Source organism: Leptospira idonii (genome assembly GCF_004770995.1).
Taxonomy (GTDB): domain Bacteria; phylum Spirochaetota; class Leptospiria; order Leptospirales; family Leptospiraceae; genus Leptospira_A; species Leptospira_A idonii.
Window position 1 is genome coordinate 624421 of record NZ_RQHW01000047.1, and the last position, 11827, is coordinate 636247.

The 11827-nt window shown below is 40.8% G+C and carries 9 protein-coding genes; 3 read left to right on the forward strand and 6 right to left on the reverse strand.

Features of this window, described 5'->3' with window-relative positions:
• Positions 1-28: 28 nt before the first annotated feature.
• A complete protein-coding gene (locus EHS15_RS14945; RefSeq protein ID WP_135761350.1) occupies positions 29-841 on the forward strand; it encodes an FcpA-related putative periplasmic flagellar protein in 813 nt (270 codons plus the stop codon).
• Here EHS15_RS14945 and EHS15_RS14950 read toward each other — a convergent pair.
• The 3 genes from EHS15_RS14950 to miaB all read right to left on the reverse strand — a co-directional run bounded on the left by EHS15_RS14950 (position 838) and on the right by miaB (position 4714).
• Positions 838-1674, reverse strand: coding sequence for a hypothetical protein (locus EHS15_RS14950; RefSeq protein WP_210416359.1), 837 nt, complete (start codon positions 1672-1674; stop codon positions 838-840). The genes EHS15_RS14945 and EHS15_RS14950 overlap by 4 nt on opposite strands.
• 66 nt (positions 1675-1740) lie before the next feature.
• Complete coding sequence (locus EHS15_RS14955) at positions 1741-3345, reverse strand: LptF/LptG family permease (RefSeq protein ID WP_135761352.1); 1605 nt, start codon at positions 3343-3345, stop codon at positions 1741-1743.
• Positions 3338-4714, reverse strand: coding sequence for a tRNA (N6-isopentenyl adenosine(37)-C2)-methylthiotransferase MiaB (gene miaB, locus EHS15_RS14960; protein WP_135761353.1), 1377 nt, complete (start codon positions 4712-4714; stop codon positions 3338-3340). The genes EHS15_RS14955 and miaB overlap by 8 nt, the downstream gene beginning before the upstream one ends.
• Positions 4715-4809: 95 nt before the next feature.
• On the opposite strand from miaB, the gene EHS15_RS14965 reads away from it, so the two are divergent.
• Positions 4810-5406: a DnaJ domain-containing protein gene (locus tag EHS15_RS14965; RefSeq protein ID WP_135761354.1), complete on the forward strand. Its 597-nt coding sequence runs from the start codon at positions 4810-4812 to the stop codon at positions 5404-5406.
• Here the strand turns inward: EHS15_RS14965 and EHS15_RS14970 are convergent.
• Genes EHS15_RS14970 through EHS15_RS14980 form a run of 3 tightly spaced genes read right to left on the reverse strand, consistent with a single transcriptional unit; the run spans position 5403 to position 9194 of the window.
• Positions 5403-6545, reverse strand: a complete 1143-nt coding sequence (locus EHS15_RS14970) for a DUF1574 domain-containing protein (protein WP_135761355.1) — start codon at positions 6543-6545, stop codon at positions 5403-5405. The two genes, EHS15_RS14965 and EHS15_RS14970, sit on opposite strands and share 4 nt — an antisense overlap.
• Positions 6546-6552: 7 nt before the next feature.
• Positions 6553-7986, reverse strand: coding sequence for an MBOAT family O-acyltransferase (locus tag EHS15_RS14975; RefSeq protein WP_135761356.1), 1434 nt, complete (start codon positions 7984-7986; stop codon positions 6553-6555).
• 20 nt (positions 7987-8006) lie between these two features.
• Positions 8007-9194 carry a class I SAM-dependent rRNA methyltransferase gene (locus EHS15_RS14980; protein ID WP_135761357.1) on the reverse strand — a complete coding sequence of 396 codons (1188 nt, stop codon included), beginning with the start codon at positions 9192-9194 and terminating at the stop codon, positions 8007-8009.
• Between the two features lie 55 nt (positions 9195-9249).
• Between EHS15_RS14980 and EHS15_RS14985 the strand changes: the two genes are divergently transcribed.
• On the forward strand, positions 9250-11826 hold the full coding sequence (locus EHS15_RS14985; protein ID WP_135761358.1) for a SpoIIE family protein phosphatase: 2577 nt from the start codon (positions 9250-9252) through the stop codon (positions 11824-11826).
• The last annotated feature ends 1 nt before the right edge of the window (position 11827 follow it).

Genomic DNA, 11827 nt, shown 5'->3' on the forward strand with positions numbered 1-11827 from the left:
GTTTATATAAACCGATTTAGGAAACGATATGCAGTTTGTTCTTTTTACTCTTTCCTCCTTATTTTTCCTTTTATTTTTAACGCCTTCTCTCTTCTCGGACGCATCCAAAACGGAAAATAGAAATTCGGAATCCAAATTGGAGCAAATCCTGCCGGGAAGTACGGACAAAACCTCACCTTGGGGAGATGGACCGGAGCGATTCCAGGAAATTGAAATCTTAGATTTAGTGGACGAATCCTCTTCCCAAAAACGCTGGAAGGATGCGAACAGAGAATACTCTCTTGCCATCGAAAGTTTCGATGTGGTTTCCAAATCGATCGAAAAGAAACGGGAAGAATCCAAAAAAGAAATCTTCTATGAAGACCGTTACGAATGGCAAAAAAAGACCCGATGGGAAACCAAAGAAAAAGACTTCCAAAGACAATTGGCGGAAGCTAGAAACCAAGCAATAGCAAGACTCATCAAAGGTATGTCCTATTTGGATAAAATAGAAAATCCTAAGGTGAAAGAATCTGCGCCCTATTTGGATTTAAAAGCGGGATTGTACAGAGAATACATCAAACACCAGGACGCTTTTAAAAACTACATGCAGTCTTCCGATTTTTTGGAAAGATACATCGGCCTTTCCGAAAAACACGAAAAGGAAGCCGAACCACATAGACTTTTGGCACTTGCTTATGAGAAATTAGAAACGAACGCCTGGAAGGGAAAAAACACAAGCATTGCGGAAGAATGGAAGGAAGCAAAAAAGAAACATTTGCTCCGTTTTGCGGAGCTACACTATGGCAGAGATTCCAAAGAATTCACCGCCATAGAAGAGAAAGTTGCGAAGGATATTTAAGAAAGTCCTAATTTCTTTTTCAAAGATTTGTTTTCTTCGATCAAATCTCTGATCTCTTGTTCCGTATATTCGAACAATCTGTCCTGCGCTCTTAGGATTTTATCCAGATTCATTTCTTCGATACGAGAGTAGTTTAACACTTCTTCTGTGGCCTTTTGCAGTTCCAAAGCGTGTTTGAGTTCTCTTTCTCTCAAAGCATCCAATTGTTCACTGGCACGAACCCTTTGATGAAGTTCGATAAGTTCTTGGTGTTTCAGTTCCGTCACTTTTTCCATCGCATGATTGATCCCTTCTTGGGATTTTTTCACATGTTCTTCGTATTGAAGGATGGATTTTAATGCGTCATTTTCCTTTTTGGAGTCTTCATATTCCCTGTGTGCTAGCGAGAAAACCCCTTCGAAAAAACCTACGTTCTCCAAACAACTGTTGCCTATATCCAAAGCAGCGGATCTGTAAAATTCGGCTTGGATGGTTCGGTCCAAAATGAGTCTCAGCTCTCTTTGGTGGAGAGGGTTTTCCAAAACCAAATATTTGGAGTTGGACTTCACATCCTCCTGGATGGAATCCACTCCGTCTGGGGAAGAAACGATGATCAAAGAAACAAAGGGATGAAGGTCGAAATCCTTTCGGAAAGAGGGAGGAAGGGATTTCCATTCCTGTAAGGTCAATTGTAAAAATAGAATATTGATATCATTTGGGGAAGGTTGGACTTTTTCCAGATCCTTCAAAGAAATTTGATTCACTTGTATTTTTATTTTTGGGTGTTTCCACAATTCAAGGGGAAAGGGGCGATCCTGCGAGAGATTCCAAATCAAGGAAGTTTTCAACGATATTACTCCAAACCGGTCTTCTATCTGATTCAACAGGCTGAATATGGAATTTTCCAGCAAAATTTTACCTTATTTCGATTTCTTGAATCGATTTTTTACGATCTCCATCCAATCAGAGATTCGATCTCTTGTTTTAAAATAAAAAGAGAGTTTGCTTCGAATCGATTCGGGGAGTTTCGCATCCGTCCTAGAAATCATGATATAAACCGAAATGAGTGCAATCACAATATTGGCAGACCATGGCCCCACCCAGTCCGGGACATTCGCCTTATAAGAGACTCCTGAGCCGAAGATAAAGAAAAGGTAGTAGATCAGTAAAAACACTACAGCTAAAGTGAAACTCATTCCCTTACCCGAACGTTTGACGACAAGCCCCAAGGGAAAAGAAAGAAAGAAAAAGATCTGGCACGAAAGAGGAGTGGCGAACCTTTTGTGTATCTCCACATTGAAAGAAGTGAGCGTTTTTTTGGATTCGGTAAGCAGCTCACTTAACTGAGTGAAGATGGCAAACTTCTGAGTCAGTTCTGTCTGATCTCCCGTCCCGCTGGTGCCTGCCATAAGGATCTCCATCTTCAACTGCTCTACGATTCCGTGCAGTCCCTTAACCCCTTTGATGGAATATCCCATTTCTTTTAAAATTTCAAGTCCGGGGATGTTTTCCAATCCTTCGCTTTCGATGGAATTACGGATATGGATGAGCATAGGAAGGGAAAACGTATCGGGTTTTACGTTGATTCCTAAGGTTTTCGTTTCCTTTTTCGCAGGAACGTTATAGTCCATCTCCCCTTTTAAAAAATTGGTAAGACTGATCCCGTTCGTATCAGGATTCCATTCCAGTACGAAACCCTTTTTCAAACGAATGGATTTTTCATAATCGCCGTTAAGATTTTTTTTCTCAACTAACATCCCTTCTTTGGCATTGATGATTTGAATGACTTTGGAACCTCCCATAGGAATGGCCAAATTATTCATCATGATAAAATCGGTTCCTTCGGAAGAGATCTGCCATTCCCGAATCTGTACATTGCTTAGATTCCCGTTTTCATCCACTCCCCCGGAATACATGGTTCTTCCTTTTTCAGCGAATAGATCCTGGGTTTTATCGCCGGAAAACTGTCCCGGCTGAATGGCAAGTAATGGGTTATATGTGGCGATCCAATTGTCGAATTCTTTCATCTTACGGGTGTTTTCCGGTCCAAGATAAAAGTTCAGATACCCCACGATCAGAGTCATTAGAAAGCCGAACATTAAAAAGTTGGAATAGATATAAGGAAAAGAAACTCCGGATGCCCTCATCGCAGTGATTTCTGAATCTCCGGATAGCCTTCCCGCTGCCATAATCCCGGACATCAGACAAGCCATAGGAATGGTCATGGGAAGAGTATTGCCGAATACATACCCCATATAATCGAGAAGACGGAAGATATCCACTCCCTTTCCCACAAAAAGACCGATCATCTTCTGAATGGCGACCGCCATATAGATCATCGTAAAAAAAGACAATGCCACTAAAAATGGACTTAAGATTTCTTTCAGAATGTAAAGCCTGAGGATAGGGGGTTTGAATTTTTTGAATCGCCCTCCTTTGTCCGTATGAACCTGAAAATCAGGAGGTAAATCGTCCTTCGAAAATACCCTAACGGTTCTTAGGTCGACTTTCTTTTCGTTAGCCACGAACCGCCTTTCCTCTCAAAGTGGCGCTTGTCGCAGATTCGATCGCAACAGGCACCGTTTTGCCGATCCAATCCTTCAGATCGGTGCTTTCATTTTCAGGTATAGGAAACACTACCATTCTACCGCAATGGGATCTTCCGCATAACTCAAGTTTACTTTTTTTAGAAGTATTTTCGATCAGAATGTCGAAGGTCTGCCCTATTTTTTCCTTGTTTCGTTCCAAGGAAATTTTGGTTTGAAGATCCACTAGTTCGATCAACCTGCGGGATTTTTCCTCTTCGGGAACATCGTCGATGAACTTTCTTTTGGCGATTGTCCCTTCTCTCTCGGAATATTTAAACATATAGGACATATCGTATCCTACCGTTCTTACTACTTCCAGAGTCTCTTCGAATTCTTCCTTGGTTTCTCCCGGAAAACCTACGATGATGTCGGAGGTAATTCCGATATTCGGAATTTGAGAACGGATTCTTTCCACCAAATCCAAATATTCCTTTTTCGTATAACTTCGTTTCATGTCTCTCAGAACTTTGTCGTTTCCTGCCTGAAGAGGCATGTGGATCTGAGAAGAAAAACGATCTTCCTTTGCCATCAAATCGATCAAATGAACTGGAAAATCTTTAGGGTGAGGAGAAGTGAATCGGATTCTTTCTATTTTCGTTTTGTTTAAGATGTCTTCCACCAAACGAGAGAAATCGGCATCTTCGTAGGAATAACTGTTCACATTTTGACCGAGAAGAGTGACTTGTTTCACTCCCATATCCACCAGCTTTTGAATTTCGTGAACGATGGAAATCGGCTCTCTGCTTCTTTCTCTTCCTCTTGTATAAGGTACCACACAGAAAGTACAGAAATTATTGCATCCTCTCATGATGGTAACGAATGCTTGGATTCCATTCACTACCTTAGGTTCCAATTCGTCGTAGGTTTCCGTTTTGGAAAGACGAGTGAGTTGGACGTCTCTTTCCCCTTCTCTGATTTTACGAATGAGTTCGGGAAGATTGCGATAGTTGTCCGGCCCGACGATCAGATCCAAAGGAAGTTCTTGGTGAAAAAGATCTTCTCCCAGGTTCTGTGCCATACATCCCAATACGCCGATCACCAAATTCGGGTTCTTCTTTTTGAGATAACCTAGAGATTGAAGTCTGCCGTAAATTTTTGCGTGAGCATTCTCACGAACCGCACATGTATTTAGAAAGATAATATCGGAATCTTCAATGGTTTCTGCGGAATCGTATTTCTCTTGTCGAAACAATTCCCTTACGATCCCCGAATCGTATTCGTTCATTTGGCAACCGTAGGTTTCCACAAATACCTTTCCCAACTGAGAGGAAACTAATGGGGAAGATTCGGGTAAGGTCAGGCTCATAATTCTATGATTTTTAGAAAAATCCTAGTGTAAAGCAAAGATCATCTAGGAATTGACTGATTCCCTGAGGTCTGGCATTTTAGGATCAAAATATCATGTCCAGAGTGAGAAAGGCAACTTATTACGAGATCCTGGGGATAGATCGGAATTCCTCCGTAGAACAAATTCGTTCTCAATTTCAGGATCTGCATAGATTTTGGAGCCAAATGGCTCGTGCGAACGCCTCTCAAGCGGAAGCCCAAATTCTGGAGATCACCCGCGCCTTCTCCGTACTTTCCGATCCGGAAGAAAGGCAAAAATACGACCTCTCCCTCGATTTTGAATTCGTATTGTTAGACGGTAAAACCAAAGACCCTGACATGGAAGAGGCTTACGACGTATACAGAAGCACTCATAAAAAAACATACCAAGAGATTCTAAACGAATTCAGTTTTTTTAAGGACGAATTGGGAGATACCTTATGGCTTCTTAAAACGACTACAGTCTATTTGGTTTTGAGTCTGCTTGTGTATTCGCTTCTGGTTTTATCGATTTCTTTTTTGCCGGAATCCTGGGTCGAAAAAAATGCAAAATGGAGAAATTATCTCATCCCTGTATATATAGTAGTTTCTGCCTTAGGTTACTTATGCCTAAGAAAGTTTTTTCTGAATCCTAAACTGCGAAAAAGAAAAGAATCCAGAAAATTAAATTAGTCCTTTTTTTCCCGAATCTCCTCCGGAAATAAAATCGGAAGTATATTCGAAAAACAAGCACCACTTAGGTGAAGAGAATCGACAAAGTCTTTGCAGGCCCAAGTAGGGTTTCTACTCGGATCGATCAGATAAAAAGGAGAGCCGGGAGTTTTTTTACCGTTCTCAACAATCTCTTTCAATTTCAGATTAAAATCTTCCCAAATTCCAGAATCAACCATTCTTTTACGCAAAGGTTCCGCAACGACGGGAACATAAAAGATAACAGGGATTTTACGGCCTTCCATCAACTTCACGATTCTTTTGAAGAAATGGATTTGAGTGAGAGAAATGCGAAAAGGTCTTAAATGTTGGTTGAAAATATTTTCGGCATCCTTTTCCAAAAAGAAATCCGCATTGGCGAATTTGATTTCATTCGGAAGAGCTCCGAATTTTTTTCGATTCGCCAGTTTGATTTTTTCGATAAAACCTTTTTTGTGTTCTTTGCCTGTGATTCCTGTACTCACTCCGGGAATGAATCCCATTTCCAATTCCTTATTATTGGCTTTGATGGCGGAAGGATCGACAGGATACTTATACAATGCGAATAGCTTTTTGAGAAAATAGGTTTCGGTTTCATCTACGGAAAAACCGGTTCCTTCCGATTTCCAAGGATCGGAAATCTTAGATCTGTAAAAATCTATGTTTTTTAGGATAAAACCCGCATCGTATGATCCGTTTAACGAATACTCAACGGAACTTTTAGAAAAAAGAAGAGGATCCACCTCCACTAACACATACGAAATGGGAAGATTCGCATTCAGAGAACGTTCCAACCAATAGTATTCGAAAGAAGGAGGTCCCATAGGAGCTGCAAAATTGAATGTGGATGTATTTTGCATCAAACCTGCGATATGATCCGAATCGAATTCCCCGGATCTGGAACTTCCCAAAATCAAACCTATGTTTTTGTTAGGAAATTTTTTATTTTCCTCGAGCATTACGGAGAATAGATCTTCTTTTAGATCGTAAAAACTTCTTTCTATCTTTTTCCAGCTATGCGTATTCTCCACAATGATGGGAAGAAAAAAGATCTTATCGATCAGAAAGAGAACGAAACAAAGAAATAAAGGGTACAGTAAAAATTTTTCTTTCCAGATCATAAGTATTTCAGAATTGAAAATAAATAAATTCCGTTCCTCCTGGAGCCAAATAACCGAGTAAAATCAAGGATACGAAACCGAAAGCGGTCAAAAACACCAAACTCTTCTTTGTCGACCATTCCTTTCTGGGGAAATCCTCTTTCATCTGCATATAATTGAATAAAAAAGTGATCAGCATGGAATAAAAGATGAATTCCAATTTAGGGCTTCTTTCTCCTGCATGACCGAAAAAAGTGAATTGAAGCAGTTGAATGGCTCTAGGCATATCCGGTGCGTTGAAAAAAGGAATCATCAGGCAGAAAAACAGGAAGGCATATACGGTTCCCAAAACCTTTTTGTAAGTAGGAAGGGGCAGCCTTACATCGATTCCCTTCGATTTTCGATACAACTCCCATTTTCTTTCTATGCTGAGAACCACGCCGTGGGTAAATCCCCAGACCAAAAATGTGATATTGGCTCCGTGCCAAATCCCGGCAAGAGAGAATGTGATCAAAAGGTTGATATAGGAACGAAATTCGGAAACACGAGATCCGCCTAACGGAAAATAGATATAGTCCTTGATCCAGCTGGATAAGGTAATATGCCATCTAGTCCAAAGTTCCCGAATGGAAACGGAAAGATAAGGAGCTCTGAAGTTTTCAGGAAGATCGATTCCTAACAATTTTCCAAGACCTCTAGCCATATCCGTATATCCTGAAAAATCGCAAAAAATACGTGCCGCATAACCGAAAAGCACCATAAAATTGGTGAGTCCGTCGTACTGATCCGGATTTAAAAAGACAGGGTCGATGACGGGGGACAGATTGTCCGCAACCACTACCTTTTTCAAAAGTCCTAGAAAAACCAAATAAAAACCTTCGAATAACTGATGTTTGGTAGCGGACAATCTGTCCAGTTGGTAGAAAAATTCCCCGTGACGCACGATCGGCCCTGCAACCAGTTGAGGAAAAAAGAATACGAACAAAGCATATTTTAGAAAATTAGGATTTTCTTTTGCTTCTCCTCTTTTCACATCCACGGAGTATGCGATCATTTGAAAGGTGTAAAAGCTGATAGCCAAAGGAAGCGTGATGGATTCGAATCCGAATTGGGAATCCAAAAAGTTTCGAATCACTTCCGGCTGGAACATGGAGGAACCTGTCAGATACAGAAGGCTGTCCCAGAAGAAATAAAAATATTTGAATAAAAAGAGATTGGTCAAGTTTACGAAAAGAAGAATAGGAAATGCCCAAGACTTGGAATTTTTTTGAATTTTGAGATTACAAAAATGGTTGAAAGCGACCAAACCCAGGAAATGGAATGCGAAAGGAATGGACCAAGCAGCGTAAAACAATAAAGAGGCGACAAATAGGAATACAAGCCTCCATTGCCCTCGAATGCTCCAATTGAGCACATAAACCACCAAAAAGAACAAAAGAAAACTAAGAGATGTAAATTTCATTTTAAATTACGGCCACCCTATCAATCGGAAACGAACGAATCAACTTGAATCACTAACCCTTTCAAATATTCCCCTTCCGGATGGAAGATGGAAAATCCATGATCGGGACCTTGCGTCATTTGGTAAAGAACTCGCACCCTTTTTCCGGCGTCTTTTGCGGCACCGAACACTATCTTTTTGAATAAATCGGGAGAAATATGTTGAGAACAGGAGAAAGTGAATATAATTCCTCCCGGTTTGATTTTGGACATCGCCTTCAAATTGATGTCCTTATATCCTCTTGTTGCCTGATTCACTGTGGAAATATGTTTCGTAAATGCAGGAGGATCCAAAATGATCAAATCGTAGGCGCCCGCTTCCATCTCTTTCAAATAACGAAAACTATCCGAAACAAGTCCCTTGTGTTTGGATTGAATCCATTCTTCCGAAAAATTCAGACCGAGATTTTGAGCGCAAAGATCGATTGCAGATTTGGAAATGTCCAATGTATGGACCGACTCGGCGCCGTTAGCAAGTGCATAAACGGAAAAAGCACCCGAATATCCGAAAGTATTTAAAACCTTTTTTCCTTTTGCAAATTTACCTAAAAGACTTCTGTTCTCTCTTTGATCTAAAAAGAAGCCGGTTTTCTGACCGTTCTCCAGATCCGCCAAAAAAGAATGACCATTCTCCAAGAATCGAACCTGCTTTTCATCACCGCAATACCATTGTAAGTGGGCAGGTTCTCCTGAGTCCGATTTTTCACCTTTTTCCAAAACGGTAGTAAAACCCTTCTCCTTTAGAAAAGAGACAAGTTCCTCTTTATGCAGTTTGCTTCCGGGAGTTCGAAGCTGCATCACTGCCGCATTCGCATAACAATCAACAATGAAGCCTGGGGAAAGATCTCCCTCGGAATGCAAAAAACGAAAGGAATTAGTGAATTTAGGATCGAGCCATTCCTTTTTGGAACGGTAGACAGATTCCCATCTGCGGGTCCAAAATCCAGGATTTAGGTCGGACTCAGCCTCTTCGAAAGAAAACAGGCGGATACGGATTTGGCTATCAGGAGCATAATGACCCCAAGCTAAAAATTTGCCCTCATAGGAAAGAACCCGAACAGTTTGTCCGGGAGTGAGACCTGGCTCTTCCTTTTCTATAGCCCCGGAAAAGATCCAGGGGTGGTAATTTAGGACGGCTTTCTCTTTATTTTTTTTAAGTCGAATCGACATATTTTTGACCAAAATGTCATTTAATTATTATAAAACTATGAAAAGATGATTCTTGATGAAGTTTCTTTTTTTCTGTTTTTTGGGCCTTTTTTCTTTTTTCCTCTCCGTTTTACGAGCGGAGACAGTTCCCGTCTTCCAGATTGAGAATCTATCTTCTCCTGTCAGCCTAGATTCTCTTCCCGACTCCTCCACTCCTTGGCTGGCGAGTTCGGGAGATCTTACGGAAGAGGAAATCAAAAACATCAATCTTTCCAATTTCCACAGTTACTCTTGGAAGCCGGTGAGAGTGCCCGGAAACATCGTGAAGGATGCACCAGAATTCAACGGCAAAAAGACCATCCTTTTGGCAAAATGGGTGAAAGTTCCCAGAGAAAAAACAGGAAGCCTTGCAGTACGATTGGGTGTCATCAACGATCGGGACAGAACGTACTGGAACGGAAGGTATTTGGGAGGAAGCGGCAAGTGGGACGACCCGGATGCACAATGTTACGATAAAGTTAGAATCTATCCCATCCCTGACAGAGATGTCAAATACGATAAGGAAAATCTCATTCTCATCCAAATACAGCCTTACTTTGATTACACTGTAGGAGTCGAACAGGATAGAACGGAAATCGGTTCCGCTACACAAATCTACAAACAGTTTTATCTTGACGAGTTCACCAAACTTCTCTTCCTTATGGTCTATCTGACGGTAGGAGGTTATTTTTTATTCCTATTCGTGAGAAGAAGAAGGGAATCTGAAAACTTTTTCTTCGCATTGTTTTCCTTTTCCCTTGTGATTTATAATCTTTTTAGAAACCAAATCAAATACGAGTTCGGTGTCCCTTTTCTTCCCATGAAACGCCTCGAATACGCAGTGTTAGTGATGCAAATTCCTTTTATGTTTCACTTCATTCGTAAACTATTCGATTATAAATACCTGCTCGTTTCCAAAATCGTAGATGCGATTCAGCTCGGATTTATTTTGATTTTCGTATTTTCTTCCAATATCGAATTTTATAATTTTCTGACAAATAACGTCATCCAGCCTACCTGGCTATTTTACGTCGTCATCATCCTCTATTATCTGATTAAAAAGATCATCCAAAAGGACAGGCAGGCAATGTATATATTCTGCGGACTTTTGGTGGTGATCTCCGCAAGTATTTTGGATGTGCTTTCCACAAGAGGAGTCATCGTATTTCCTAGAATTTTAGGTTACGCATTCTTAGCATTTATCGTAAGTTTGGCGACTATTTTAGCGAACTCCTTCGTAAAGCTGAACGAAGAAGTGGAAGACCTCAACAAAAATCTGGAAAAAAAAGTTACGGATCGTACGGAAGCTCTCAACCAATCCTTAAAACAGGTCAACAGCCTAAAAGAACAACAAGACGGGGACTATTTTTTAACCTCCCTTCTCATCAATCCTCTTGCAAAAAACGAAAATCAAAGCGAAACGATTTTAACGGAATTTTATACGAAACAGAAAAAGAAATTTTCATTTCGAGGGAAAGAAAACGAAATCGGCGGAGATATCTGTATTTCCTCCAATCTAGAGTTAGCCGGTAATAAATATACGGTCTTCGTCAACGGAGATGCCATGGGGAAATCCATCCAAGGAGCAGGAGGAGCTCTTGTATTAGGAGTCGTTTTTCATGCAGTTCTAGCAAGATCTCGTACGTCCCTGGCAAAAACAAAACCTCCTGAAATTTGGCTGAAAGAACTATTCTTAGAACTACAAACCATCTTCGAAAGTTTCGACGGTTCCATGCTTACATCCATCGCCCTAGGACTTGTAGAAGAACAATCCGGGTTCATGTACTATTTGAACGCGGAACACCCTTGGACCATTCTTTACAGAGACGGAAAATCCTCTTTTATCGAAAACGAACTTTGGCTCCGTAAACTGGGATTCCCGAAGAACGATCAAAACTTCTCCGTAAAAACCTTTCAACTTCAACCGGGGGACGTCATCATTTGCGGTTCGGACGGAAGAGACGATATCGCTCTTCCAGTGAGTGCGGAAAACCAAAGGGTGATCAACGAAGATGAAACTTTGATCCTTAAATGGGTAGAAGAATCGGATGCGGACCTGAATACCATCGTGGATAAAATCAAAAACTTCGGAGAAGTGACGGATGATTTAACTTTCCTTAAAGTAAGTTTTTTGGGTGCTAAAAATAAAGCGGACATCCCTACTCACTTGCAGGGAAAATGGGAAGAAGCCAAAAACTTCGCAAAATCTTCCCAAACGCAAAAAGCGAAAGAAATTTTAGAAACGATCATAGAAGAAATCCCGGAACAAGAATCGATCCTCGCCCTTCTCGGCCAAGTTTATTACAAATTGAAACTTTGGAACTTAGCGATTCTTTCTTTGGAAAAAGCGATTCTTTCCCGCCCAGACAGAGAAGAATTGATTCTACTTGTATCCATCGCGTACGGCAAACAAAACGATATTTCTTCCGCAATCACTTGGGGCGAAAAACTTTTTATCAGAAACCCTCTTCATAAAAAGAATACTCTCCATTTAACAAATCTTTATTGGAAGTCCGGAAATTTAAAAAAGGCACAGTCCGTCATAGGAAAGGCCTGGGAAGCCAATCCAGATGACGGATTTCTAAACGATCTGAAAAATAAACTGGAAGCTTAAC